A 24,781-nucleotide genomic window follows, 5' to 3' on the forward strand; every position below is an offset into this window, starting at 1 on the left:
GACACATGACCGCACCAGAGAAGATTCCCAACGCGGGGAAGAAGGCGAAGGACCTCAACGAGGTCATCCGCTACACCCTGTGGTCCGTCTTCAAGCTGAAGGACGTCCTGCCCGAAGACCGCAGCGGCTACGCCGACGAGGTCCAGGAGCTGTTCGACCAGCTGGCCGCCAAGGACATCACCGTCCGCGGCACCTATGACGTCTCCGGCCTGCGCGCCGACGCGGACGTCATGATCTGGTGGCACGCCGAGACCTCGGACGAGCTGCAGACCGCGTACAACCTGTTCCGCCGCACCAGGCTCGGCCGCGCGCTGGAGCCGGTGTGGTCGAACATGGCCCTGCACCGCCCGGCCGAGTTCAACAAGTCGCACATCCCGGCCTTCCTGGCCGACGAGGTCGCGCGCGACTACGTCAGCGTCTACCCCTTCGTGCGCTCGTACGACTGGTACCTGCTGCCCGACGAGGACCGCCGCCGCATGCTCGCGGACCACGGCAAGATGGCCCGCGGCTACCCGGACGTCCGGGCCAACACGGTCGCGTCCTTCTCGCTGGGCGACTACGAGTGGATGCTGGCCTTCGAGGCCGACGAGCTGTACCGCATCGTCGACCTCATGCGTCACCTGCGCGCCTCCGAGGCCCGTATGCACGTCCGTGAAGAAGTGCCCTTCTACACCGGACGCCGCAAGTCCGTCGCCGATCTGGTGGCCGGACTCGCCTGATACCTCCCCTGGGGGGAAGGAACCGGAAGACTGCTCTCTTGACTGGGGAGCGGCCTCCGGTGGATCGGGAGGCTGGTCCGGATGACGGCCTGACCCCCGAAACGACGCAGCCGGAGACCCCGCCCGGAAGTTCAGACGACTGGCGGCAGCAGAGCCCCGGGTACCTTCCCGGGGCCTCTTGCTGCCCGGTCGTCCAGCGACACCGGTGCGGGCTCCGGATGCGGCGCACACGTGACACGCCACCCTGAGGTGTCACCCGTGAGCAAGTACCGCTCCACGTGACGGTCCACGCAGTCATTGCGCCCGCCGACCACTCCGTGGGCCCCCGCCCCCTTCTCCGTGACCAGCGCGGCCTCGGCGCCGAGCCGCCTCTGCAGCTCCAGCGCACCCGGGTACGGGGTGGCCCCGTCCCGCTGCGCCGCGACGATCAGGGTGCGGGGGAGCGGCCCCGGCCGCCCGCCCACCGCCACCGGCTGCTGCCGCTCACCCACCGGCCAGTACGCGCACGGCAGGTTCAGGAAGGCATTGGCCCAGGTCTCGAAGGGCGCCCGCCGGGCCAGTTCCGTGTTGTCGCGGTCCCAGGTCTCCCATTGGACGGGCCAGGCCGCGTCGTTGCACAGCACCGCGGTGTACACCGCCCGCGCGTTCTCGCGCGCGGCCGCCGACTCCGGTTCCTGGCGGGCCTGTTCGACCAGCGGGCCGGGATCGCCGGCCAGGAACGCGCCGAGCGCGGCCGCCCGCTGCGGCCACACGTCGTCGTAGTACGCCGCCTGGAGGAAGGCGGCCTGGAGCTCGCCGGTCCCCACCGTCCCGCCCGCCGGGGTGCGCGCCACCGCCTCCCGTACGCGCTCGTAGCTCGCCTGCACCGCCTCCGGGGTGGCGCCGAGCCGGTACGCGGCGTGGTGGCGGGCGACCCAGGCGCGGAAGTCGTACCAGCGCCGCTCGAACCCCGGTGACTGGTCGAGATTGTTGACGTACCAGATGCGGCGCGGGTCGGGGTCGACCGCGGAGTCGAGGACCATCCGGCGGACGTGGCCGGGGTGGAGGGTGGCGTAGACGGCGCCCAGATAGGTGCCGTACGAGGCGCCGAAGAAGGTCAGCTTCTCCTCGCCGAGCGCGGCGCGCAGCACGTGCAGGTCCCGGACGTTGTCGAGGGTCGTGTAGTACGGCAGGGCCGTGCCGGCCCGCTGCGCGCAGCCGCGGGCGTAGGCCCGGGCGGCGGCGACGCGCTGCCGCTTGTACGCGGCGGAGGGCTCCGCCGGGACCTGCGTCGGGCCCTTCGCCCGGACGGCGGGGTCCTCGCAGGACAGCGGGGCGGAGCGGCCGACTCCGCGCGGGGCGTAGCCGATGAGGTCGTACGCGGCGCCGATGCGCTCCCACTCGGGGAGATCGGCGACGAGCGGGAAGAACATCCCGGAGGCGCCGGGGCCGCCGGGGTTGTAGACGAGCGAGCCCTGGCGCGCCGCCCCGCCGTGCCGGGTCGCGGGGACCCGGCTGACGGTGAGCGGGATCTGCGGCCCGTCGGGCCGCGCGTAGTCGAGCGGCACCCGCAGGGTCGCGCAGCGTACGGGGGAGGGCAGCTCCTCCACCGCGGGGCAGGTCCGGAAGTCCAGCGCTCCGGTCCCCGCGCCGGTCCCGGCCGCCTCCGCGGCGCGGCCCGCCACGAGTTCGGCGCCCGCGTTCGCGGCGGCCGTCCGACGCACCGCCTCCGCGGCGCGGACGGCCGCGTGCGCGGCGGGGCCGGCGGCCGCTCCCGCGGCGTCCGGGCCCGGGTCGGTGGCGTGGGCGTGGGGGGTCGGGATGCACAGGGTGAGGGAGAGGACCGCCACGGCGACTGCGCAGCGGGCGAGCGGAGTCCGCATCATGAGCCGCCTTCATCTCTTCGGATGAAGCGATCAGACGCTCTGGGCGGGGCCCTTGTACAGGACCACCGCCCGGTGTCGGGCGCAATCCCCCCGTTGCCCAGGCCGGCGCCGCCCGTAGGGCCGGATCCGCCGGCACCCGGACCCCGCGCAGCGCCACCGCCGTCAGGCAGTCGCCCTCGCCGCGCTCCCGGTCCAGCGCGGCGGGCAGCCGCTGCCCGGCCGGGGAGGCCCAGACGGAGTACGGGTAGGTCTCGAAGCGGGCGATGGCCAGGCATCCCAGCGTGAGCAGCAGCGGCAGCGCGAACCAGCACAGGATCACCGTCCCGGCGGTCCCGTCCGCCGACACGCACAGCGCCGCCGCCAGCGCGGCCACCAGGGCCGCGGCCCGCCGCAGGCCCCGGACCCCGCCCGCCACCCCGCTGCGGGCGGCGGCCGGCAGCGCCAGGCCCGCCGCGTCGAGCCGGTCCGCAAGGGCCCGCACCGCTTCGTCCCGGGCCGCCGCGCTCCGTACGACGGCCACCGGAGCCTGCCCCCGCGGCCCGAACGCGCCGAGCACGGACCGCTCGTGCGGATCCCGCCCCACCGGGTCGACGACGGTCGCCCAACCGGTGTGGGCCGGCAGCGGCCGGCGCCCGCGCTGCATGGAGAGCAGGGTCAGCTCGGCGACCCGCCGGGGGCCGCCACGGGCGCGGGCACCGAGGCCACGGCGGCGGCTCTCAGCAGGAGGGCGCACGACGCCAGCACCCCTGCCCAGGCGATCAGGAGGAGCAGGACCCGGAACACGGCTGACTCCCACGAGGTGGGGAAGTGCCCGGTCAGGAACTGCTGCTGCCGCAACTCGAACTGCTGCTGGAGCAGCTGGAACTGGAACTGCTGGAGCAACTCGAACTGCTGGAGCAACTGGAACCGCTGGAGCAACTGGAACCGCTGGAACAGCTCGAACCACCGGAGCAACCGGAACCGCCACCGGAGCAACCGGAACCGCTGCTCCCGCAGCTGCTGGAGGAGGAGCCGCCGTCACTGCCCGCGCACCATACGACGGGCAGGACCTCGGCGGAAGACCCGCAGGAGACACCCGAGGACGAGGACGAAGAGGTGGACGACGGCGCACCGTGTCGGGTGCCCCGGGCCTGGGCCGCCGCCAGCCGGGTGCCGCGGACGGCCGGTACCAACTGCGCGCGCAGGTACGGATCCCGCAGCCCCCGCAGCCCGTAGAGGGCCGTCTGCACGTGCGGGGTCTGGTCGTTCATGTAGTGCGTACGGATCTCGCGCAGCGCGGCCCGCCCCGCCGGGGTGAGCCGCTGCCGGGCCCGGGCGGCGAGGACGCATCCCATGACGATCCCGCCCAGCAGCGCCGGGAGCACCTTGAAGACGAACGGCACCTGCGAGCCGGAGCCGGACTCGAGCGCCAGCGCGACGAACGTGAGGGGCAGCGAGGCCACCACCCACACCGCGCACACCACGACCTGGGCCAGCCCCCAGCGCCGCCACCGCCGCCCGGAGCCGGGCGCGGCGAGCAGCCCGCGGGCGGCGAGCGCGTCGCCGGTCTCCTGGACGGCGGGGTCGAGCATGGCGGCGTACCGCACCTGGTAGAGCCAGCCGGACGGCGCCTGCCGCAGGGCCTCGAACACGGCCCGCTCGGCTATGTCGCCGGCTCGCGCCCCGGACCGCAGCGCCACGATGCCGGGACCGCCGACCACGAGTCGGCCGTCCCCGAGCAGCGAGACGAGGGCGCAGTCCGCGACCGCGCCGGGGCCGCCGGCCATGAACGCGGCCTCGGACAGGTCGTGCAGGCGCGGCGCCGGGCGGACCGGGCGCGGCCGCGAGCGCCGTACGCCGAGGAACAGCAGGAGGGTGGAGACGACGACGGCGATCCAGATCGCGACAGCGAGAGCGTTCATGCCGCACGCCCCACGAGCGTCCGGGCCCAGCGCACGATCCGGCGCGGCGGCCGCGCCCCGACCCGGTCCTGCCACCAGGTGGTGAGCCGGCGCCGCGCGGCGGGGTCGGCGGGCAGGTCCCGGATCAGCAGGTGCTCGGCGAAGTCGAGGGCGTCGCGCCGGTATCCGGCGGATATCGGCCGGCTGCGGGCGTACCCGAGGAAGGCCTCGCGGTACGGGTCCTCACCGCCCAGGATCCCGGGCAGCTCGGGCGCCAGCCTGGCGACGACCCCGGCCCGCTTGGCGGCCAGCGCCCGCGCCTGCACCCGTACGCGGCGCCGGTCGAACCCCTCGGGCACGGGCGTCCCGGCGACGAGCGCCGACAGCAGCGCGGCCTGCTCCACCCCGACCCGCACCCGGGCCCGCTCCAGCTCGGCCGCCTCTTCGCCCTCCGGCGCCCGAGGGGCCGGGGCGGAGCTCCGGGGAGAGGGGGCAGGGCGGGCGCGGGCGCACGACGGTCCCGCGGGGCCCACCACCTCCCGGATCGCGGCCAGTTCCCCGGCCAGCTCCGCCTCGGCAGGAAAGTCGTCGTCCCGCTCCAGCAGCACTCCCGTCGGCTCCACCCGCTTGCGCAGCTCCGCCAGGATGTCCAGCACCACCTCCGGGACGGGATGCGCATGCGTGTCGTGCCAGACCCCGCCCCGCTCCACGCCCCCGGCGACGTGCACGTACGCCAGTGCCTCCAGCGGGATCGCGTCGAGCACGGCGAACGGGTCCTCGCCCCGGTTCACCCGGTTCGTGTGCAGGTTGGCGACGTCGATCAGCAGCCGGACCCCCGTCCGCTCCACCAGCTCCGTCAGGAACTGCCCCTCCGTCAGCTCTTCCCCGGGCCACGAGATCAGCGCGGCGATGTTCTCCAGGGCCAGCGGCACCGGCAGCGCGTCCTGCGCGATCCGGACGTTCTCGCACAGCACGTCCAGCGCGTCCTGCGTCCGCCGCACCGGCAGCAGGTGCCCCGCCTCCAGCGCGGGCGAGGAGGTCCGTACGAAGGCGATGTGCTCGGTGACGAGCGGCGCCCCCAGCGCCACCGCCCGCTCCCCGAGCGCGGCCAGCTTCCCGGCGTCGGGCCGGTCGGCGCCGCCGAGGCCCAGCGAGACCCCGTGCGGGACGACGCGCACCCCGCGCTCGCGCAGCCGCAGCAGCGAGGCGGGCAGGTGGCCGGAGCAGATGTTCTCGGCCACCACCTCGACCCAGTCCAGACCCGGCAGCCGCTCCACCGCTTCAGCGATCTCCGGCCGCCAGCCGATGCCCACCCCCAGGTGTGCCATGGTCTTCATGTCCCCTCGCCCCCTCTCATCGGTCCGTCTGCCGATGTGATGGCCCCCACGGAGTCGGGCCAATCGCGGAGAGGGACGTTCAGAGCAACATTTGAGGTTCCAGCGAAGGCCGGCGCCACAGGAGCTTTCTCACCGCGGGTCGCCCATGGAAACGGGTCGGCACGCCGGGTCCCTGATGTGGTGGGCGTAGGCGTTCGGTCGCGCGCCTGATGCCGAGTGCTGCACGACGGTGTGGCCGCCGGCTCGGATGATGCGGTCGCAGCGGCAGCAGATCTGCCCCTCCGCGCTCACGCCGGCTCCCCGGTCTCCGGCGTGCAGCTCGGCGTACACGGCACGATGGGCCAGACCTTCTCGAGGCCACGGACCGTGGCCTCGCCGCCGGGGACAAGACAGGAGTCCACGGCGCCGCAGTCCCGGCAGGCCTCGCCGTGAAGACGGGCGGTGCTCACATCGCCAGGGGATACATACGGTTGGGTGCTCACGAGCGTTCCCATCTGTCGTTTGGCCGATGTGCTCGCGGCCGAGACTCACAGCGACGGCAACCTTGTGGATTCGGACGCTCGACGGCCCGAACGCGGTCCCCGAACAGACGACTTCCTCCAGCCCGTCGGCCAGACGGCCCGCCTCTCCAAGGTGCGCATACGAGGTGGCGGCGTCACCCGCCCGAGCTGCAACGACGGCGGACCGCATGGACAGAGCACCACGGACAGCGGCGGCCTGCCTGGAGCCCGGGCCGGCGGCCGCGTCGAGCGCTTCCTCAAGGGCAGTCTGCCCGGCCCGGCGAGAGTGCGCCGCGAGGAACGTCTCCGCGCGGACGTATGCGGCCGTGGCGATGACATCCGGGTCGCCGGTCTGGCCGGCGGCCCAGCGCATCACGTCGATCAGCCGGGCCGACAAGTCATGCGCGCCGTACTTGTAGCCACGTCGTCGACAGCGCGCGCGGCGTCGGCCACGAGGCGCGCCGCCTCGGCGCGGCCCCGTCCGGCCGCGGCATGCAGGTGTCCGAGGGCGTCAGCCAGAAGCCCGGGTGCCGCTTCGGCGATGTGCCCGTATTGAGCGGCCAGTCTCCAGCGGATTGCTCTGCCCACGGTTTCCCGAAGCTCCGCTGGCCGGCGCGCGGGCGGGTCGAGGGGGACGTCGTAGCCGGCGATGGCGGCAGAGATCCGGGGAAGCGCTGCGTGCACGCGGTGATGGGTGCCGGCGTATGCCGGGTCGAGCCGGGAGGCATCCACGCTCAGGGCCGACGCCAACGCCTCCAGCAGGACCGGCGACGGCTTCCGCGCGCCGCGCTCGATGCTCTTTCACCATGACGAGGGAGACGTACGACTCCCGGGCAAGGTCCTGCTGTGTCATGCGGCGGGCCCGGCGCCGCGCGGCGATGCGCTGTCCGATGTGGTCGGCCATGGGCGCACCGTACCGCCCCCGGAAGTACCCAGAGGCTATTCCCTGAGGATGTCGACGAGGTCGTGCAAGGAGGCGACCGACCAGTCGGCGGCGGCCCGCACGCGAGGGTCGTCGGCCCACCAGAAGCCCCAGGGTCCCCGGCGCAGGTGGGCGGTGCGCAGGCCCGCAGCAGCGGCCGGGTAGATGTCGTTCTGCGGGTGGTCGCCGACGTACAGGGTCTCCTCCGAGGCCGCACCGGATACCCTCAGCACCTGGTCGAAGAACTCGGAGGAGGGCTTGGCCACATCCCACTCTCCGGACGTGGCCACCAAGTCGACGGGCAGCTCCAGAGCCCGCAACAGGTCACCCGCCAACCTGGACTGGTTGCCCGCGACGATGACGCGCGCCCCGGCCGCCCGGAGAGCTGCCAACGCCGGCCGCACGTCCTCGTAGAGGTCTTCCTCTTCGAGCCGCTCCCCTCGCCCTGCAGCGTGCCTCGCCTCGTACTCCGCGGAGATGTCGATGCCCGGGCGCAGGAGCCGCAGAGCATCCGCGTTGTCCCGCCCGTCGACGACCACAGCGCCGACGAGCGCGGACAGCGTGTGTCGGGGCACGCCGAGCCAGTCGGCCCAGGACGCCCAGTAGCGGTCATCGCGTGTCAGGGTCTCGCCCACGTCCAGCACCACGGTACGGATCACTCGGCCAGCCTACGGGCCGGCATGACGGCCATGTGCGGGCGCCGTCGGGCCGGCCGCGTCAGTGGGAGACGCCGCCTGCGAGCCGGGCCCGCAGGGCCGGGTGGTCCGCGACCACCGTCGCCGAGCCGGGCGCGATCTCCGTGAATCCGGCGTCCCGCACCACCGGCAGCCCGCTCGCGCCCAGTTCCGCCCACCGCTCGCGCGGGGCCGTCCGTACGGCGAGCCGGAAACCGGAGTCCTGCCAGGCGGTGCGCTCGGCGCCGGTCAGCTCCCACCACGCCAGCTGCGCCGCGTGCCCGGCCTGGGCCATCGCCTTGCCGGCGGACATCTCCAGCTCCGGGTTGAGCCACAGTACCGCGATCCCGGGCGCGGCCGGAGCGGCCGGCTCCGGGTCGTCCAGGTCGGTCCCCGAGACCTGGAGCTTCGCGAGCTCCTTGGGCCAGCCGTCCAGGGGCACCGGCGGGAAGACCCGTACCTCCGCCATGTCACCGTGCACCGTGACACCGGGCAGAGTCCCGGCCTTGCGCCACTCCGCCCCGCGCGCCCGCCGCACCACCTTCCGGATCCGCGCGTCCTGCCAGTCCCGGACCGCCTCGGCCCACTCGCCCTCGCCGCGCGCCCGCTCGTCCGTCAGCAGGACCAGCACGGCTCGGGCCGCCGTCTCCAGCGCGTCCGTCCGGGCGGGCGGTTCGGCCTTCTCGATCCGCACCACCAGGGGCAGGACGAACTGGGGAGCCTCGTCGCGGGCGGCGTGCTCCTGCCGGAAGGGGCTGTCCGCCCCGACCGCCGGTACCTCTGAAGTGTGGTTCTGGTGCTGGCTGCTCATCCCGCCAAGGATGCCAGGCTCCCCCTTCAGGATGATGCCGCGGGGTGCTCGGGCGGGTGAGGATCGAGCCCATGAAGAGCGACCTTTTTGCATCCGAGAACCTGGCCCGGCCGGCCGCTGCTCCGGGCATGACCCTGCAGAACGCCAAGTCCGTGAAGTACACCGTCAACGGTGAAATGCTGGCCCGCCAGGGCTCGATGGTCGCGTTCCGGGGGAACCTCCAGTTCGAGCGCAAGGGCCAGGGCATAGGCGGCATGCTCAAGCGCGCCGTCACCGGCGAGGGCCTCGCGCTGATGTCCGTACGCGGTCAGGGCGAGGCCTGGTTCGCACACCAGGCCGGACAGTGCTTCATCATCGACTTCGAGCCCGGTGACTCGCTGACCATCAACGGCCGCAACGTGCTCTGCTTCGACCCCACGCTCTCCTACGAGATAAAGATGGTGAAGGGCGCCGGCATGACCGGCGGCGGCCTCTTCAACAGCCTCTTCACCGGCACCGGCAAGCTCGCCGTGGTTTGCGACGGCCACCCGATCATCATCCCGGTCACGGCGCAGAACCCCGTGTACGTGGACACCGACGCGGTGGTCGGCTGGAGCGCCCACCTGGAGACGGGCCTGCACCGCTCCCAGTCGGTCGGCTCGATGATCCGCGGCGGCTCCGGCGAGGCCGTGCAGCTGATGCTGCGCGGCGAGGGCTTCGTCATCGTCCGCCCCAGCGAGGTGACCGAGACCGCGGCGGCCCACTGAAGCTGACGGGCGCTGTTGCCGGCCTGCGGGGCGGGCGCCGGGGCCTGCCTCGTCAGCGCGCGGCGGGGCTGAGTACGCTCGCGGGCATGGACGAAGTGGACGCGCCGGCCGGAGCCGAGTCGTACTGCGCCGCCCCGGCGGCGCCCGCCGGGAAGGTGCCCGGGCCGCCGTACGCGGACTGCGTGGAGTGCGGCGAGCCCACCGAGTACGGGGTCGCGACACCGGGCCGGGTGCTGTGCCCGGTGTGCGAATGGCAGGACGCACAGCGCACCGCCTGCTCCGGCTGAGGCGCGGCCCGGTCTACTTCCCGATGAGTTCGGAGACCTTCACGAAGCGGTAGCCGCGCTTGCGCAGCTCCGGGACGATCTTCCGGACGGCCTCCTCGGTGACGGGGGCGGCGCTGCGCGTGCAGTGCATGACCACCACCGAGCCGGGCTTCACGCCGGTGAGGACCTGCTCGGCCACCGCGTCCGGGTCCTTGGCGAAGGCGTCCCCGCTGACCACGTCCCACTGGACGGCCGTGACCTTGGCCGTGGAGATGGCCCGCAGCGCCTGGTCGTTGTAGCAGCCGCCGGGGAAGCGGAAGTAAGGGACGGTGTTGACCGCGCCGGCCGTGCGGAACGCCGCGAAGGCCCGGTCCACATCGGCCCGGGCGGCGGCCGCGTCGAGCGAGGGGAGCCCGTAGCAGGGCGAGGTGAAGGCGTGGTGGCTGTACGAGTGGTTCGCGATCTCGAAGTTCGGGTCGGTGCCGATGGCCTTGGCCTGGTCCGGGTACTCCTCGGCCCAGCGGCCGGTCATGAAGATCGTCGAGGGCACCTTCAGCGTGCGCAGGCTCGCGATGAGCTGCGGGTTGTCGAAGTGCTCCCCATCCGCGGCGCGGGGCCCCTGGTCGGAGGTCATGTCGGCGTCGAAGGTCAGTGCGACCGTCTTGTCGGTCTGCTGCTTCGCCCGCTCGAAGACCGGGGTCAGGCCGTTCGGACCGGGCGCCAGGGTCGGTGCCTTGGCGGGCGGCGGGGCGGCGGCCGGAGAGGAGCCGGCCGCCTGCGGGGCGCCGGGCGAGGAGGCGGAGGACGGCGCCGTCGAGGTCCCGGGGGTGCCCATACGGGCGGCCTGGTGGCCGGAACCGGAGCCGGACGCGGAGTTGCCGCCGCCTCCGCATCCGGCGAGGGCGGTGCAGAGAGCGGCACCGAGGGCGGCCGCGACCGCCACATTGCGCACAGAAAGGGTCACGGACGCAAAATATATGACCATCTGCCAAGCGGACCGCAGCGGCGCGGGCGCAGGCATACGAATCGCCCGACCGCGTGACGGGCATCAGGTCTCCAGCAGCCGCCTGCGGCTCTCCTCCACGTCGAAACCGGCCGCGGGGTAGCGCGGATCCAGCTCCTCCAGATGCTCCAGCAGCAGCTTGGTGATCGCCCAGTTGCGATACCACTTCCGGTCCGCCGGGACCACGTACCAGGGTGCGGCATCGGTGGAGCAGCGCTGCAGGGCCAGCTCGTACGCGTGCCGGTACTCGGGCCACAGGGCGCGCTCGTCGATGTCGCCCGTATTGAACTTCCAGTGCTTGTCCGGGTTGTCGAGACGCTCCAGCAGCCGCTCGCGCTGCTCCTCGCAGCCGATGTGGAGGAAGACCTTCACCAGGGTGACGCCGTCGTCCGCGAGGGACTGCTCGAACCGGTTGATCTGGGCGTAGCGGCGGTTCAGCTGACTGCGCGACACCAGCTCGCGGACGCGGGCGATGAGGACGTCCTCGTAGTGCGAGCGGTCGAAGATGCCGATCTCGCCCGGCACGGGGAGGGCCTTTCGGATGCGCCAGAGGAAGGGGTGCGCGTGCTCCTCCGGCGTGGGGGCCTTGAAGGACCTGATCCGGCAGCCGGAGGGGTTGAACAGGCCGATCACGTGCTTCACCGTGCCGCCCTTGCCGCTGGTGTCCATGCCCTGGAGGACGAGCAGGACGCGGCGGCGGTCGCCGGCGGTGCTCGCCGCGTACAGCCGTTCCTGGAGGGCGGCGAGCGGCCCGGCCAGCTGCGCGGTGGCGGCGAGGCCGGCGGCCTTGCCGGCCGGACCGCCGGGGGTCGAGGCGGGATCGAAGGCGTCGAGGTCGAGCCGCTCGCCGGCGGGGGCGCGGAGCAGCGGGCGCAGGGGTGTGTCCGGCCGTTCCCGCGCGGGCCGGGACTTCGGGGCCTCGCGGCCCTTGGTCCGCCCGTCCTTCCGCCCGTCCTTCCTGTCCTTCTTGCCGTCCTTGCCGTCCTTGCCGTTCTTCTTGCTCTTGCCGTCCTTCTTGCGCTCCTTGGCCACAGCCACCTACCCCGATCCGGTCGATTCCTCCGATAGTCCATCAGAAGGGGCGCGGTCGCGAGAGCGGGGCCGGCGGGCCGCAGGTCAGTGCCAGGGGCCCGTCACGGCGAAGGTGGTCCCCGGGGTGTAGGCGTTGACGTACATGGTCCGCCCGTCGGGGGCGAAGGTGACCCCGGCGAACTCGCCCCACTCCGGGGCCCCGGGCCGGCCGACGTCGTCGGCGTTGCGGGCCATCGGGTAGACCTCGCCGCCGGGCGTGACGCCGAAGACGTACTGGGCCCCGCCGCCGTCCTCGCACACCATCAGGCCGCCGTCGGGGGCCAGGCAGATGTTGTCGGGGGAGTCCCCGGGCAGCCGGATGTCGGTGGCCGGGCCGAAGAGCACGTCCAGGCGGATGGTGGAGCGCCGCGGGTCGTGGAACCAGACCTGGCCGTGGTGGTCGGCGGGCGCGCCTTCGAGGCGGCGGGCGTAGCTGGAGACGAAGTGGACGCCGCCGTCGCCCCAGTAGCAGCCCTCCAGTTTCTGCGCGTGGGTGATCCCGCCCGGCCCGAAGTCCTGGAAGCGGACGGGGGTCCGTGCCGCCGAGGGGTCCGGTACGGGGACCCACTCGACCGGGAACTCGGCGCCGGTCTCGTCCACGACGGAGAGGTCGGCCAGTCCCGGGACGCGCATGGCGTGGAGGGTGCCTCCGGCGCGCAGGGAGCCGGGGCCGGCGAGGGGCCGTGCGGGCCGGAAGCGGTAGAAGAGCCCGAAGGGCTCGATGAAGGCGTCCTCGGTCTCGTAGACGGTCCCGCGGTACGGGTCGACGGCGACGGCCTCGTGCGCGAAGCGGCCCATGGCGGTGAGCGGGACGGCTCCGGAGCGGTGCGGGTCGGCGGGATCGACCTCGAAGACGTAGCCGTGGTCCTTGGTGTAGCCGGAGGTCCCGGCGCGGTCCTCGGTCTCCTCGCAGCTGAGCCAGGTGTTCCAGGGGGTGCGGCCGCCCGCGCAGTTGACGGCGGTGCCGGCGAGGGCGACGCGCTCGGCGGTGACCGCGCCGCCTGGGTCGAGGTCGAGGAGGGTGCAGCCGCCGAGCGCCTGGGGGTCGTACGTGAGGCCATCGACGGCGGGGACGCGGAGGGCGGCGGTGGTGCGGTTCTCGTGGTTGCGGACGAGGCGGACACGGCCGGAGCCCGCGTCGAAGGCGGCCATGCCGTCGCAGTTGGCCGGCACGGGGCCTTCGCCGGAACGCAGCGGGTCGCCGGCGCGCGAGAGGACGCGGTAGCGGAAGCCGGCGGGGAGGTCGAGGAGCTTGCCGGGGTCGGGGACCAGCGGTCCGTACCCCCGGCGGGGCGGCGCGCCGGCGCGGGAGCTGCCGGCGGAGAGGGAGCCGAGCGCTCCGCTGAACGCGATCCCGGCGAGCAGGGTTCGGCGGCTGACGGACATCGGCGGCTCCCGGGGCGAGGGGATGACGGCCCCGTGTTACCACGCGCCCGCGTCCCCCCGCCCCGGACGCGCCGAGGCCGCCGGACCCTTAGACCAGCTCCGCGCTCAGGGTGATCGTCGTGCCCGTCAGGGCCTGGCTGACCGGGCAGTTCTTCTTGGCGTCCTCGGCCGCGGCGGCGAAGCCCTCCGCGTCCAGTCCGGGGACCTCCGCGCGGACCGTCAGGTGGATGCCCGTGATGCCCTCGCCCGGCTGGAAGGTCACATCGGCCTTGGTCTCCACCCGGGTGGGCGGGGTGCCGGCGCCGTCCAGGCCGTGCGAGAGGGCCATCGAGTAGCAGCTGGAGTGCGCGGCGGCGATCAGCTCTTCCGGGCTGGTCTTGCCGTTCGCGGCCTCGGCGCGCGAGGGCCAGGAGACGTCGAACGAACCCTGACCCGAGGAGTCGAGGGTGACGACACCGGCGCCCTTGAGCAGGTTGCCTTCCCAGTCGGTGTGCGCGGTACGCGTGGTGGCCATGGTGGATCCCTTCGGAAGATGTTGGGAACTGCCGGACCGTCCCGGTGAGGGGTCGGTCCGGCGCCCCCAAACCTACTGGGACACCAGGGGTTTCGCGTCGCGTGCCAGTGCGGTGAGCCTTGAGATGGCCCGGAAGTACTTCTTGCGGTAGCCGCCGTTCAGCATTTCTTCACTGAAGAGCTTGTCGAAGGGGACGCCCGACGCCAGGACCGGTATCTCCCGGTCGTACAGCCGGTCGGCGAGGACCACGAGCCGCAGCGCGGTCGACTGGTCCGGGACTGGGCCGACGCCGGTCAGGCAGACCGCCGCTATGCCGTCCGTGAGGGCGCCGTACCGGCTGGGGTGGACCCGGGCCAGGTGCTCCAGCAGCCCGGGGAAGTCGTCCAGGCTCGCGCCCTCGGTCGCGTACGCGGCCTTCGTCACCTGCTCGTCCGAGAACGGCGCCGGAGCCGCCGGCAGGCCGCGGTGGCGGTAGTCCTGGCCGTCGATGCGCAGCGGGCGGAAGTGCGCCGAGAGCCCCTGGATCTCGCGCAGGAAGTCCGCGGAGGCGAACCGGCCCTCGCCGAGCTTGCCGGGCAGGGTGTTGGACGTGGCGGCCAGCGCCACGCCCTGCTCGACCAGCCGGCTCAGCAGCGAGGAGACGAGGACGGTGTCGCCCGGGTCGTCCAGTTCGAACTCGTCGATGCACAGGAGGCGGTGGCCGCCCAGGGTCTGGACCGTCTGCTGGAAGCCGAGCGCGCCCACCAGGTTCGTCAGCTCCACGAAGGTGCCGAAGGCCTTGAGCGCGGGCTCGGCCGGAGTGGCGTGCCAGAGGGAGGCCAGCAGGTGCGTCTTGCCGACGCCGTAGCCGCCGTCGAGGTAGACCCCGCGCGGGGCGGTCGGGACGGGTGCCTTCTTCGCGAACCAGCGGCGCTTGCCGCCGCCGCTCGCGTGGGACCCGCCCAGCCCGGCGGCGAAGCCGCTGAGCACGGTGACGGCCTCGGACTGACTGGGCTGACCGGGGTCCGGCTCGTAGGTGTCGAAGCGCACCGAGTCGAAACGCGGCGGCGGCACCATCTCGGCCACCAGCCGCTCGGCGGGTACCCGGGGCTCGCGGGCGCACAGGGCCTGCGGGCCGGTCTCGGCCGGGCCGGCTATCGGGGGTCGCCCGTAGGTGGATCCGGAGGTGGAGAGTGATGTTGACACAGCTCTTAACTCTACGGGGCGTGGCACACTGCACCGATGCGACGCCTGTTCCCTGTGACCGATCAGACATCGGCCGACCCGGCCCCGGTTTCCGCGGACCGCGGTGACCGCGGTGACCGCGAGTGGTCGCTGGACGAGCTGGCGGAGGCGTACGCCTACCCCGAGCTCGGCCCGGAGGGCCACTGGCTGCGGGCCAACATGGTCTCCACGCTGGACGGCGCGGCCCAGCACGACGGCCGCTCGCAGCCGATCTCCAGCGAGACCGACATGCGGATCTTCGGCACCCTGCGGGCGCTGGCCGATGTGGTGGTCGTCGGCGCCGAAACGGTTCGCCAGGAGGGGTACCGCCCGGCCCGGGCCCGGGAGGCCTTCGCGGCCCGCCGGGCGGCCGCCGGGCAGGGTCCCGCCCCCGCGATCGCGGTGGTCACGGCCAGTCTGGACCTGGACTTCTCGCTGCCCCTGTTCACCTCCCCCCTCGTGCCGACCCTCGTGGTGACCGGCGCGGCCGCACCCGCCGAACGGGTGGCGGCGGCCGCCGCGGCCGGGGCCGAGGTGGTGCTGGCGGGCGATGGCGCGGGCGCGGATCCGGCCCGCGCGGTACGGGAGCTCGCGGACCGGGGGCTGCGCCGCCAGCTCACCGAGGGCGGGCCCCGGCTGCTGGGGCAGTTCGTGGCCGCCGACGCGCTGGACGAGCTGTGCCTGACGATCTCGCCGATGCTGGCCGCGGGCGGGGCCCAGCGCATCTCCGGAGGGCCTTCGGTGGCGGTGCCGCACCGGCTGGCGCCCGCCTCCGTACTGGAGGAGGCCGGGTTCCTCTACACGAGTTACCGTCGGATCTGAGAAGGGGCGGAATTTGTTGTTCCGCTTAGCTTCCGGTGGGCACATACCTGGGCAGATGTATCCACGCACGCAGGGCCCCGTGTGAGAGCGGGGCAGGATGGTTTCCGCAGGGGTCGGCCGACCGGCCCTGGCCCATGAAGGAGAGGGCGTCCGTGTTCACGAGCGTTTTGATGATCGAGCAGCCGCTGACCAGCGTCGACGTGGACTTCGTCACCAGCCTGCACGGGGACGACCCGGTCTCCTTCCTCGTCCTCATGCAGCCCCGGGGCGACCAGGACCGGCTGCTGCGCGCCATCGACGACGTGGCACTCGGCGAGCTCCCCGAGGCGCTCCGCGAGGCCGACGTACCCGAGGGCCACGCGGCCCGCGGCCCGGCCGAGCAGGCTCTCGTCCTCTCCCTGGAGGCCCTGCGCAAGAAGGGGGCCAAGGCCAGCGGGCAGATCATCGAGGACCACCCGCTCGACAAACTCAAGGCCGTCGTCGAGGAGTCGAACGCCGACGAGGTGATCGTCCTGACCGCCCCGCACTTCGTCGAGGAGTTCTTCCACCGGGACTGGGCATCCCGCGCGCGCCACAAGGTCGGGGTTCCGGTGCTCAAGCTCTTCGCCCACAACGAATAGGCTGGCGTCCGACACACACGCCGGGGCGACGGCGGGACGGCCGTCCGCACCGCCCCCACCCCCGGCGCGACCGACCCGTACCGCTCCGTACCGACCCGCACTCTGGGGAGATCCCGTATGACGCCGCCCGGCCTGCCGAACGCCATGGAACGCCCGCACTTCATCGGCATCGGCGGCGCCGGCATGTCCGGCATCGCGAAGATCCTCGCCCAGCGCGGCGCGCAGGTCGCGGGCAGCGACGCCAAGGACTCCGAGACCGCCGGGGCGCTGCGCGCCCACGGCGCCACGGTCCACATCGGGCACGCGGCCGAGCACCTCGCCTCCGACGCCACCTGCGTCGTCGTCTCCAGCGCGATCCGCGCCGACAACCCGGAGCTGGCGCGCGCCGCCGAGCTCGGCGTCCCCGTCGTGCACCGCTCCGACGCCCTGGCCGGCCTGATGGACGGCCTGCGGCCGATCGCGGTCGCCGGTACGCACGGCAAGACCACCACGACCTCGATGCTGGCGGTGTCCCTGTCGGCCCTGGGCCTGGACCCCTCGTACGCCATCGGCGGGGACCTGGACGCCCCCGGCTCCAACGCCCACCACGGCGAGGGCGACATCTTCGTGGCGGAGGCGGACGAGAGCGACCGCAGCTTCCACAAGTACACCCCGCAGGTCGCGATCATCCTGAACGCGGAGCTCGACCACCACGCGAACTACGCGTCGATGGACGAGATCCACGAGTCCTTCGAGACGTTCGTCGGCAAGATCGTGCCCGGCGGCACCCTGGTCATCGCCCACAGCCAGCAGGGCGCCGCGGAGATCGCCGCCCGGGTCCGCGGCACGGAGGGTCTGTCCGTCGTCACGTACGGCGAGGACGAGGGCGCCGACGTCCGGATCACCAAGATCACCCCGCGCGGTCTGACCAGCGAGGTCACGGTGCTCATCGACGGCCGGATGCTCACCTTCACCGTCTCCGTGCCCGGCCGCCACTACGCGCACAACGCCGTCGCCGCCCTCGCCGCCGGTGTGGCCCTCGGCATCCCGGTGCACAACCTGGCCTCCGCCCTCGGCAAGTACACCGGCGTCAAGCGCCGCCTCCAGCTCAAGGGCGAGGCCTCGGGCGTGCAGGTCATCGACTCCTACGCGCACCACCCGACCGAGATGACCGCCGACCTGGAGGCCATCCGCGGCGCCGCCGGGGACTCCCGGATCCTGGTCGTCTTCCAGCCCCACCTCTTCTCCCGCACCCAGGAGCTGGGCAAGGAGATGGGCCAGGCCCTCGCCCTCGCGGACTCCGCCGTGGTCCTCGACATCTACCCGGCCCGCGAGGACCCCATCCCCGGCATCACCAGCGAGATCATCATCGCGGCCGCCCGCAGCGCAGGCGCCGACGTCACCGCCGAGCACGACAAGGCCGAGGTCGCCGACGTCATCGCGGGAATGGCGAAGCCCGGTGATCTCGTTCTCACGATGGGCGCGGGCGACGTCACGGACCTCGGTCCGGCGATCCTCGCCCGCCTGTCGGACTGAGAACGAGGGAGCGGGAGAGTCATGTCGTACGAGGTCGAGAAGACGGACGAGCAGTGGCAGGCGGAGCTGACGCCGGCCGAGTACCAGGTGCTGCGCCTGGCCGGCACCGAGCCGGCGTTCCGCGGTGAGTACACCGACACCAAGAAGGCCGGCGTCTATTCCTGCCGCGCCTGCGGCTCCGAGCTCTTCCGCTCCACCGAGAAGTTCGAGTCGCACTGCGGCTGGCCGTCCTTCTTCGACCCGAAGGACTCCGACGCCGTCGAGCTCAAGGCGGACGTCTCGCACGGGATGGTCCGCACCGAGGTCCTCTGCGCGAAGTGCGGCTCCCACCTCGGGCACGTGTTCGAGGGTGAGGGGTACCCCACCCCCACCGACCAGCGCTACTGCATCAACTCCATCTCGCTGCGCCTCACGCCCGACGAGGGCTGACGGGGATCACACCGCGAGGCGGTCCACGGCGGGCAGGAACTGGTCGTAGAAGCGGGTCTTGAGGGCCAGGGCCCGCTCCTCCAGCTCCCGGAAGCGATCGGTGGACTCCTCCTGGGCGAGGAGTTCGGTCACCCGCGCGGCCAGACGGTCGGAGTGGGAGCCGGACAGCAGGGACACCGTCGCCAGCGAGTGCGTCTTCGCGTCGTGGACATGGTGCGGGAAGTAGAAACGGGAGCGGTTCCTGCCCTCCTCGGTCAGCAGGGGGGCCATCCGCTCCCACAGCCGCCCGTACTCGACGGAGACCAGCACCTCGCCCCAGAACCGCAGGATCGTCAGCAGCCGCAGGTCGGCGTCGGCGTGGCCGCCCGCGTCCGCGATCAGCTCCAGCGTGTCCGAGATGACCTCCTGCGTGTCTGGCGTGGGCCGGGAGGCGACCAGGGCCGAGCGGGAGATCCCCAGCCGCCGCATGTCGTGCGTCATGTCCTCCCGGTGCGAGGGCGTGTGGCCGTGGCCGTCCGGATACTCCTCCCGCAGGATGACCCGGGCGATCCGCAGCCCCGCCTCGTCGCGCAGCAGGTCGATCGCGAGGTCGTAGGAGGGGGTGAAGGCGAGCGAGACGTAGCGCCGCTGGAGCAGGAGCGCGGCGAAGTCCTCCTCCGGGAGCCCGGTGACGTTCGCCAGGACCGGATGCGCCCGGAACCGCTCGATCAGAGCGTCTTCGAACCCGTCCAGGGCGTGCAGATCGTGCATGGCCGTACCTCTCCGTGGATCACAGGCTGATGCTTGCCACCGACGTGCGCCAGTCGAGGAGGTCCACGTCCTTGCCGATGCTCCACAGCGTGCGCAGCTCCTGCTGGACCTCTTCGCCCATGACGGTGTCCGCGCCGTCGATCTCGATCTGGGTGGAATCGATGGCGAGCTGGCCGTGCAGGAACGAACTGACCAGAAAATGCTGATCGGCCTTGAACACGGCGATCGAGGGCAGGGAGTTGTAGAGCCTCACCTGGAGGCGCGCCCGGCTGCCGGCCGGGAGTTCCGCGTTCAGCTGGGCGAGCCCGGCGAGGCAGTATTCCACGCTGGCGCGCACGTTCACCGCGAGTGCCGGATCCCGCACCGCCCTGAGTGCCTCGTCCCGCAGTCCCGCCACCGGCGACGAGGGGTGCAGGAGCAGGATGCGTACGCGGACCTGCTGGTCGACGAGTGCCTTGTGCATCGCGGCCTTGAGGTGGTGCAGGTTGGGGATCCACGTCTGCAGGATCACCAGCTCGTCCGCGGCGTTGTCGAGGAACCCGTTGAACACGTCTTCGGGGAAGCGGCTGTGCACCGCGACCACGCCGCCGTAGTGCTGCCGCTTGAGGCGCCGGGCGATGGCGTCGATGTCCAGCTTGGACAGGTGCGCCTCGACGTTGGCGTTCAAGGTGTCGATCTTCGTCTGGACGCTGGTGTCCAGGGCCTTGACGTCGTCGTGGACCTCGTCGAGCCGTTTCAGGCGGTCGAGTTCGAGCAACAGGAAGACCGTCACCGTGCTCAGGATGAGCAGCGTGATCTTGGGGAGCGCACCTCCGGGGGCGAGCGCGTCGAGCCATCCGAACAGGTCGGCCAGCAGGACCACCACACCCGACGCGGCCATCAGGCCGAGCGCTATCTGCTCCACCCTCCGCCGGACGTCCGCACTCCTACGGCGCATTGCGTCGCTCATGTTCCCCCGACCCCCGGCCCGAGCCTCCCGCCTGAGCGATGAACGTACACCCGTGGATCGACGGGCAAGGACGACTTTCCGGCCAACGCGTCAGATGAGGCTGTGGCGGACGGCACAGGCCACCGCGTGGGCACGGTTGCGGGCCTGGAGGCGGGACATGAGCTCGTAGATCACGTTCTTGATCGTGTGCTCCGAGCAGGACAGGGTGCGGGCGATCACCGCGTTGCCGTGGCCCTCCGCCATCAGCGTGAGGACCGCGGTCTGGCGGGCCGTGAGCCGGGGGGCGTCCGGCGGGGCCGCCGCGGACCGGGCGGCCGGGGTGCTCGCGCAGGTGGCTCCGGCCGAGCCGGCTCCGGCCGAAGTGGCCGCGCCGAGCAGGCGGATCAGGGCCGGGTAGGGCATCCGGCCGTCACCGGCCTGGCGCAGCAGGCTGAGCCGGTCCGGGGCCGCGGGGATCCGTACGGGCGCGATCTCACGCGTCCCGTAGGTCTCGTAGGTCTCGTACGTTTCGTACGTCTTGCGCGTCAGTTCGGCTACGGCGGCGCTCACAGCAGGCCCACCCTCATCGCGTAGGCGACCGCGTGCGCGCGGTTGCGCAGCCGGAACCGCTGGGTGATGTCGTGGACGACACTGGTCACGGTCCGCGGCGAGTAGCACAGCTGCTTGGCTATCTCGTTCGTCTCGTGGCCGTCGGCGACCAGCCGCAGCACGCTGCGCTCCCGGTCGCTCAGGCCGGCCGCCGCCCACGGGTCCGTGCCCCCGGCGGAGCCGCTGCCCGCCCGGCCGCCCGCACCGGAGCGCTCCAGCAGCCGGTCCAGCAGGTCCGGCGGCAGCGTGCAGTCGCCGCGGGAGGCGGCCAGGACGGCGCGCGAGAGGCGGGTGACGTCCGCCTCGCGGCGGCGCAGCAGACCTCGGGCGCCGGCCGCGATGGCGTGCAGGGCGCCGTCGGGCGCCAACTCGCCGGCCACCAGCACCACATCGGGGCGGGCCGGGGTGTCGCGGACGGTGCGCAGGACGTCGAGCTCGGGCCGGCCGACCTGGTCCACGGTCATGACCACGACCCGCGGGGCCTCGCCGGGGGCGGTCAGCGACACCTCCGGGCAGGCGAACAGGGTGCTCTTGGTTCCGGCTTCCAGCACGGGGTCGAATGCGACGACGTCGACAGGGACGGGTACTCCCACCAGGTCCTCCGATGATCATCCGCCGGCCGGGGTGCCGGACAGGGCGGAAGGGGCACTGCACACAGGCTGCCGGTCGGGGACCGGGTGCGGCATCGGGCGCCGGCCCCCACATTTGCGCAGGGGCGCCCGCACCGGCCCGGATCCTGCGCGGGCAGGCCTCGAAGCCGCCCGCGACCTGCCGGAACCCGTACGCCGCGGCCCCGGCCGGGAGCCCGCGCACCACCCCGTACGCCGCTCCCGCGACCCCCATGGGGGCGCGTCCACGGAATATGGGGGATCGGCCCCCATGTGCGCGCCCCCGCACTCTGCGAGTTTTCTCCTGTGACTGACACCGCCACCACCGCCGAAGAATCCCAGGTCGGCGGCCTGGCCCCCTCCTGGTGGGCCCGGGCCCTGAACCTGCGGGAGCGGCTCGCCGCCCCGGGTGCCCCGGTACCCGCACCGGCCGACGCCCCCCACAGCCGACCGGCATCCTGGTCCCTGGGGGACGCGGACGGCTTCGCGGCCCGGCTGGCGAGCATGGGAACCACCGAGGACGTGGCGTACGCCCTCGCGGCGGAGACCCCCGGCCGGCTGGCCGCCCGTACGGCCGAGCCCGAGTGGGCCCGCTCCATCGAACGGACGGTGGCCGCGGCCCCCGTCGAAGCCACCGCCGCGTTCCCCACGGCGGAAGAGGACGGCGCCGCGGTGTTCCTGCCCGCGCTGCGCCCCCTGATCGACTCCGCCTGGGCCGGGGCGGCCGTACACCTCGACCTCGCCGACGGCGAACTCGCCGCGGTGCGGGCCGCCTTCGAGGAGCGCCTCGGCGACCGGCTGATCCGGCAGTCGGCGCGCACCCTGGTCCGCGAGCTCCACCGGGCCCGTACGGAGGGCCTGTTGGCGGGGGACACCCCGCGGGAGCGGTTCGCCGACTTCCTCGCCCGGCTCGGCACCCGACAGGGCCTGGCCCAGCTGTTCACCCGCTACCCGGTGCTGGCGCGGATGCTCGGCCAGGCCTGCGGCCAGGCGGCCTCGGCCACGGCGGAGCTGTTCGAGCGCTTCACCGCCGACCGGCCGGAGATCGTCGCGGGCCTGCTGCACGGCACCGACCCGGGCGCCCTCGTACGGGTGGACCTCGGCCGGGGCGACGTCCACCAGGGCAACCGGTCCGTGGCCCTGCTGCGCTTCGCCGACGGCGCGACCGTCGTCTACAAGCCCCGGCCGATCGACCAGCACGTGCTGCTGGACCAGGCGGTCGGCTGGGCCAACGCCAAGGTGGCGGGCCTGGGCCTGCGGACCCCGCGCTCGGTGCGCGGCGAGGGCTACGGCTGGCTGGAGTTCATCGAGCACGGCTGGTGCACCTCGCCCACCGAACTGGACCGGTTCTACCGGCGCCAGGGCGCGCTGCTCGCCCTGCTCTACGCGGTCGACGGCGTGGACATGCACTACGAGAACGTCATCGCCTGCGGCGACCAGCCGGTCCTGGTGGATGCCGAGACCCTGCTGCACGCCGGGCTGCCGGCGGCCGTGACCTGTGGTTCCGACCCGGCGGCGGACTCCCTGGCCGCCTCGGTGTACCGCACCTGCCTGCTGCCGAGCCTGCTGATCGGCGAGAACGGCGCCATGGACATCTCGGCCCTCGGCGGCGGGGGCGGCGGCTCGTACCCCAGTGACGGGCTGCGCTGGGAGGCGGCCGGCACGGACGAGATGCGGCTGCTGCGGGCCCCGGTGGCCACGGAGGCCGGGCAGAACCGGCCGGGGCCGCAGGGCAGGACGCCCGGCCACGCCGACCACCGCGCGGCGCTGCTGGAGGGATTCCGGGCAGGGTACGACGCGATCACCGAGCACCGGGCCGAACTGCTCGGCAACGGTGCGGCCGCGGCCGGGGGAGAAGCCGGGGGAGAGGGTGACGGCGGGCTGCTGGCCCGCTGGGCGACCAGCCCGGGGCGCCTGATCGCCCGCTCGACCCGCCTCTACACGACCCTGCTGGACGAGTCCACCCACCCCGACCTGCTGCGCGACGCGCTCACCCGGGACACCGTACTCGCCGTGCTCTGGACGGAATCCGAGCACGACCCGGCCCGGCAGCGGCTGATCGAGGACGAGATCGCCGACCTGTGGTCCGGGGACGTGCCCCTCTTCCACCACCACCCCTCGGACACCGCGCTGCGGACCTCCCGGGGCACGCGCCTCGACGGGGTGCTGCCGGCCCCGAGCCTGCACGCGGCCCGCGCCAAGATCGCCGCCATGGGCGAGGTGGACCGCCACGACCAGGAGTGGATCATCTCGGCGACGCTGGCCGTCACCGGGGCCAACCTCAGCGTCGGCGGCCCCCGTTCGACCCTGGCCGGCCCCGCCGCGCCGGTCGCCGTACCCGAGCCCTCCCGGTTGCTGGCCGCGGCCTGCGGGATCGCCGACGAGATCGCGGCCCGGGCCGTGCACGGCGGCGACCGCGTCAACTGGCTCGGCCTGGAGCAGGTGTCCGGGGACCACTGGGCCGTCCTGCCGATGGGCGGCGGGCTCGCCCAGGGCTACTGCGGGGTCGCGCTCTTCCTGGCCCAGCTCGGCGCCCTGACCGGGGCGGAGCGGTACACCGCGCTGGCCCGGCGGGCCTTACGGCCGCTGCCCGCGCTGCTCGCCACGCTCGCCGCCGACCCCGAGCTGGGGGCGGCGGTGGGACCCGGCGCCCTGCACGGGATCGGCGGCATCGTCTACACGGTGGCCCGGCTGGCCCCGCTGCTCGGCGAGGACCTGGGCGACTGCCTGCCCGACGCGCTCGCCGCCCTGGAACGCGCCGCCCTGGCCGACGCGGGGGAAGGCGCCGGGGAAGGCGCCGAGGGGCCGGCCGATCTGGCCGACGGCCTCGCCGGGGCCCTGGCCGCCGCCGTTGCCGCGCAGCGTACGTACGGGACGGTGGCGCAGGGCGTGGCCCGGCGCCTCGCCGACCGGCTGCTGGTCCGGGCCGAGAAGGGCCTCGCCGAACAGCGCCCCGCGGCCCCCGGCTTCGCCCACGGCGACGCCGGCATCGGCTGGGCCCTGCTGCGCTACGCCGCCGTCCTGGAGGAGGCGGGGGAGCCGGGGGCCGCGTACGCCCGGACCGGCGCGGCCCTGCTGCGCCCGGCGCTGGACGAGGCCCTGCTCCGCCCCGCCGACCTCGACTGGCACGCGGGCCTCGCGGGCACCGCGGTGGCCGCCGCCGACGTACTCGCTGTCGGCGCCCTCGGAGCCGACGCCCTCGGCGGCGGCGAAGGGCAGCGGATCCTCGGGGCGGAACTCGACCGGTGCGCCGCCCTGTTGGGCGCGCCCAACGCCTCGCCCGACCTCAGCCTGCACCGCGGCGCTCTCGGATCCCTGGAACTGCTGGGCGTGCTCGCCGGGCAGGGCCACGACGGGGCCAAGGCCGCCCTCGGCCACCGTGCCGGGGAGATTCTCGGCCGACTCGAGGACCACGGCCACCGCTGCGGCACCCCCGACCACGTACCGTCCCCCGGTTTCCTCACCGGGCTCTCCGGCATCGGATACGCCCTGCTCAGGCTGGGCTTTCCGGCGAGCGTCCCGTCCGTCCTGCTCCTCGAGACCGCATAGCGCACCCCGTACTCCGGCACTTCAGCACTGAGCACCACTCCCCATCAGGCATCG

General features: G+C 73.5%; 23 protein-coding genes and 1 pseudogene. 8 read left to right on the plus strand and 16 right to left on the minus strand.

Going from position 1 to position 24,781, the window contains the following annotated elements:
• Positions 1–5: 5 nt before the first annotated feature.
• Positions 6–719 (plus strand): hydrogen peroxide-dependent heme synthase, encoded by a 714-nt coding sequence (hemQ, locus tag ACFXGI_RS14580; protein WP_030863203.1) that lies wholly within the window; start codon positions 6–8, stop codon positions 717–719.
• Positions 720–850: 131 nt separating this feature from the next.
• On the opposite strand, the gene ACFXGI_RS14585 is transcribed toward hemQ, so the two are convergent.
• The 7 genes and pseudogenes from ACFXGI_RS14585 to ACFXGI_RS14615 all read right to left on the minus strand — a co-directional run bounded on the left by ACFXGI_RS14585 (position 851) and on the right by ACFXGI_RS14615 (position 8,708).
• Positions 851–2,581 carry an alpha/beta fold hydrolase gene (locus ACFXGI_RS14585; RefSeq protein ID WP_384705981.1) on the minus strand — a complete coding sequence of 577 codons (1,731 nt, stop codon included), beginning with the start codon at positions 2,579–2,581 and terminating at the stop codon, positions 851–853.
• Positions 2,582–2,777: 196 nt separating this feature from the next.
• A pseudogene (locus tag ACFXGI_RS14590) lies at positions 2,778–3,227 on the minus strand (TIGR04222 domain-containing membrane protein); the annotation flags it as partial.
• An 11-nt stretch (positions 3,228–3,238) separates the two neighbouring features.
• Positions 3,239–3,466 (minus strand): hypothetical protein, encoded by a 228-nt coding sequence (locus ACFXGI_RS14595; RefSeq protein WP_384705905.1) that lies wholly within the window; start codon positions 3,464–3,466, stop codon positions 3,239–3,241.
• Positions 3,400–4,485: a TIGR04222 domain-containing membrane protein gene (locus tag ACFXGI_RS14600; protein ID WP_384705906.1), complete on the minus strand. Its 1,086-nt coding sequence runs from the start codon at positions 4,483–4,485 to the stop codon at positions 3,400–3,402. The genes ACFXGI_RS14595 and ACFXGI_RS14600 overlap by 67 nt, the downstream gene beginning before the upstream one ends.
• Complete coding sequence (locus ACFXGI_RS14605) at positions 4,482–5,801, minus strand: DUF692 domain-containing protein (RefSeq protein WP_384705907.1); 1,320 nt, start codon at positions 5,799–5,801, stop codon at positions 4,482–4,484. Before ACFXGI_RS14605 ends, ACFXGI_RS14600 begins: the two co-directional genes overlap by 4 nt.
• A gap of 1,439 nt (positions 5,802–7,240) precedes the next feature.
• On the minus strand, positions 7,241–7,882 hold the full coding sequence (locus ACFXGI_RS14610; RefSeq protein WP_384705908.1) for an HAD family hydrolase: 642 nt from the start codon (positions 7,880–7,882) through the stop codon (positions 7,241–7,243).
• 58 nt (positions 7,883–7,940) lie between these two features.
• The gene (locus ACFXGI_RS14615) at positions 7,941–8,708 is read right to left on the minus strand and encodes an aminoacyl-tRNA hydrolase (RefSeq protein WP_384705909.1); all 768 of its coding nucleotides are present in this window, start codon (positions 8,706–8,708) and stop codon (positions 7,941–7,943) included.
• Positions 8,709–8,779: 71 nt separating this feature from the next.
• On the opposite strand from ACFXGI_RS14615, the gene ACFXGI_RS14620 reads away from it, so the two are divergent.
• Entirely contained in the window at positions 8,780–9,454 is a 675-nt protein-coding gene (locus tag ACFXGI_RS14620; RefSeq protein WP_384705910.1) for an AIM24 family protein, read from the plus strand.
• An 86-nt stretch (positions 9,455–9,540) separates the two neighbouring features.
• Entirely contained in the window at positions 9,541–9,741 is a 201-nt protein-coding gene (locus ACFXGI_RS14625) for a hypothetical protein (RefSeq protein WP_384705911.1), read from the plus strand.
• 13 nt (positions 9,742–9,754) lie between these two features.
• Here the strand turns inward: ACFXGI_RS14625 and ACFXGI_RS14630 are convergent, their stop codons facing one another.
• From ACFXGI_RS14630 to zapE, 5 genes are all read right to left on the minus strand, one after another.
• On the minus strand, positions 9,755–10,684 hold the full coding sequence (locus ACFXGI_RS14630; protein ID WP_384705912.1) for a polysaccharide deacetylase family protein: 930 nt from the start codon (positions 10,682–10,684) through the stop codon (positions 9,755–9,757).
• Positions 10,685–10,768: 84 nt separating this feature from the next.
• Complete coding sequence (locus ACFXGI_RS14635; protein ID WP_384705983.1) at positions 10,769–11,599, minus strand: PPK2 family polyphosphate kinase; 831 nt, start codon at positions 11,597–11,599, stop codon at positions 10,769–10,771.
• A 240-nt stretch (positions 11,600–11,839) separates the two neighbouring features.
• Positions 11,840–13,180, minus strand: a complete 1,341-nt coding sequence (locus ACFXGI_RS14640) for an alkaline phosphatase PhoX (RefSeq protein ID WP_384705913.1) — start codon at positions 13,178–13,180, stop codon at positions 11,840–11,842.
• A gap of 88 nt (positions 13,181–13,268) precedes the next feature.
• Positions 13,269–13,694: an OsmC family protein gene (locus ACFXGI_RS14645; RefSeq protein ID WP_384705914.1), complete on the minus strand. Its 426-nt coding sequence runs from the start codon at positions 13,692–13,694 to the stop codon at positions 13,269–13,271.
• A 72-nt stretch (positions 13,695–13,766) separates the two neighbouring features.
• Positions 13,767–14,879 carry a cell division protein ZapE gene (gene zapE / locus ACFXGI_RS14650; protein ID WP_384705915.1) on the minus strand — a complete coding sequence of 371 codons (1,113 nt, stop codon included), beginning with the start codon at positions 14,877–14,879 and terminating at the stop codon, positions 13,767–13,769.
• 36 nt (positions 14,880–14,915) lie between these two features.
• Here zapE and ACFXGI_RS14655 point away from each other — a divergent pair, with 36 nt between their 5' ends.
• The 4 genes from ACFXGI_RS14655 to msrB all read left to right on the plus strand — a co-directional run bounded on the left by ACFXGI_RS14655 (position 14,916) and on the right by msrB (position 18,283).
• On the plus strand, positions 14,916–15,719 hold the full coding sequence (locus ACFXGI_RS14655) for a pyrimidine reductase family protein (RefSeq protein ID WP_384705916.1): 804 nt from the start codon (positions 14,916–14,918) through the stop codon (positions 15,717–15,719).
• 152 nt (positions 15,720–15,871) lie between these two features.
• The gene (locus ACFXGI_RS14660; RefSeq protein ID WP_229335978.1) at positions 15,872–16,339 is read left to right on the plus strand and encodes an indole-3-glycerol phosphate synthase; all 468 of its coding nucleotides are present in this window, start codon (positions 15,872–15,874) and stop codon (positions 16,337–16,339) included.
• 117 nt (positions 16,340–16,456) lie between these two features.
• Positions 16,457–17,854, plus strand: coding sequence for a UDP-N-acetylmuramate--L-alanine ligase (murC, locus tag ACFXGI_RS14665; RefSeq protein ID WP_384705917.1), 1,398 nt, complete (start codon positions 16,457–16,459; stop codon positions 17,852–17,854).
• A 21-nt stretch (positions 17,855–17,875) separates the two neighbouring features.
• Positions 17,876–18,283, plus strand: coding sequence for a peptide-methionine (R)-S-oxide reductase MsrB (gene msrB / locus ACFXGI_RS14670; RefSeq protein ID WP_384705918.1), 408 nt, complete (start codon positions 17,876–17,878; stop codon positions 18,281–18,283).
• Positions 18,284–18,289: 6 nt separating this feature from the next.
• Here msrB and ACFXGI_RS14675 read toward each other — a convergent pair whose 3' ends face one another.
• The 4 genes from ACFXGI_RS14675 to ACFXGI_RS14690 all read right to left on the minus strand — a co-directional run bounded on the left by ACFXGI_RS14675 (position 18,290) and on the right by ACFXGI_RS14690 (position 21,163).
• Complete coding sequence (locus tag ACFXGI_RS14675; RefSeq protein ID WP_384705919.1) at positions 18,290–19,033, minus strand: hypothetical protein; 744 nt, start codon at positions 19,031–19,033, stop codon at positions 18,290–18,292.
• Positions 19,034–19,052: 19 nt separating this feature from the next.
• Complete coding sequence (locus ACFXGI_RS14680) at positions 19,053–19,982, minus strand: hypothetical protein (RefSeq protein ID WP_384705920.1); 930 nt, start codon at positions 19,980–19,982, stop codon at positions 19,053–19,055.
• Positions 19,983–20,072: 90 nt separating this feature from the next.
• Positions 20,073–20,531: a response regulator transcription factor gene (locus tag ACFXGI_RS14685; protein ID WP_384705921.1), complete on the minus strand. Its 459-nt coding sequence runs from the start codon at positions 20,529–20,531 to the stop codon at positions 20,073–20,075.
• Positions 20,528–21,163, minus strand: coding sequence for a LuxR C-terminal-related transcriptional regulator (locus ACFXGI_RS14690; protein ID WP_384705922.1), 636 nt, complete (start codon positions 21,161–21,163; stop codon positions 20,528–20,530). Before ACFXGI_RS14690 ends, ACFXGI_RS14685 begins: the two co-directional genes overlap by 4 nt.
• Before the next feature lie 321 nt (positions 21,164–21,484).
• Between ACFXGI_RS14690 and ACFXGI_RS14695 the strand changes: the two genes are divergently transcribed.
• A complete protein-coding gene (locus ACFXGI_RS14695; RefSeq protein WP_384705923.1) occupies positions 21,485–24,727 on the plus strand; it encodes a type 2 lanthipeptide synthetase LanM family protein in 3,243 nt (1,080 codons plus the stop codon).
• The last annotated feature ends 54 nt before the right edge of the window (positions 24,728–24,781 follow it).

The sequence above is a fragment of the Streptomyces sp. NPDC059355 genome (genome assembly GCF_042752335.1).
Classification (GTDB): Bacteria; Actinomycetota; Actinomycetes; order Streptomycetales; family Streptomycetaceae; genus Streptomyces.

Coding starts and splice junctions, on each gene's coding strand:
- hemQ (WP_030863203.1), top strand. CDS start 6: ATGACCGCACCAGAGAAGATTCCCAACGCGGGGAAGAAGGCGAAGGAC.
- ACFXGI_RS14585 (WP_384705981.1), bottom strand. CDS start 2,581: ATGCGGACTCCGCTCGCCCGCTGCGCAGTCGCCGTGGCGGTCCTCTCC.
- ACFXGI_RS14600 (WP_384705906.1), bottom strand. CDS start 4,485: ATGAACGCTCTCGCTGTCGCGATCTGGATCGCCGTCGTCGTCTCCACC.
- ACFXGI_RS14605 (WP_384705907.1), bottom strand. CDS start 5,801: ATGAAGACCATGGCACACCTGGGGGTGGGCATCGGCTGGCGGCCGGAG.
- ACFXGI_RS14615 (WP_384705909.1), bottom strand. CDS start 8,708: ATGAGCAGCCAGCACCAGAACCACACTTCAGAGGTACCGGCGGTCGGG.
- ACFXGI_RS14620 (WP_384705910.1), top strand. CDS start 8,780: ATGAAGAGCGACCTTTTTGCATCCGAGAACCTGGCCCGGCCGGCCGCT.
- ACFXGI_RS14625 (WP_384705911.1), top strand. CDS start 9,541: ATGGACGAAGTGGACGCGCCGGCCGGAGCCGAGTCGTACTGCGCCGCC.
- ACFXGI_RS14640 (WP_384705913.1), bottom strand. CDS start 13,180: ATGTCCGTCAGCCGCCGAACCCTGCTCGCCGGGATCGCGTTCAGCGGA.
- ACFXGI_RS14645 (WP_384705914.1), bottom strand. CDS start 13,694: ATGGCCACCACGCGTACCGCGCACACCGACTGGGAAGGCAACCTGCTC.
- ACFXGI_RS14655 (WP_384705916.1), top strand. CDS start 14,916: ATGCGACGCCTGTTCCCTGTGACCGATCAGACATCGGCCGACCCGGCC.
- murC (WP_384705917.1), top strand. CDS start 16,457: ATGACGCCGCCCGGCCTGCCGAACGCCATGGAACGCCCGCACTTCATC.
- msrB (WP_384705918.1), top strand. CDS start 17,876: ATGTCGTACGAGGTCGAGAAGACGGACGAGCAGTGGCAGGCGGAGCTG.
- ACFXGI_RS14675 (WP_384705919.1), bottom strand. CDS start 19,033: ATGCACGATCTGCACGCCCTGGACGGGTTCGAAGACGCTCTGATCGAG.
- ACFXGI_RS14680 (WP_384705920.1), bottom strand. CDS start 19,982: ATGAGCGACGCAATGCGCCGTAGGAGTGCGGACGTCCGGCGGAGGGTG.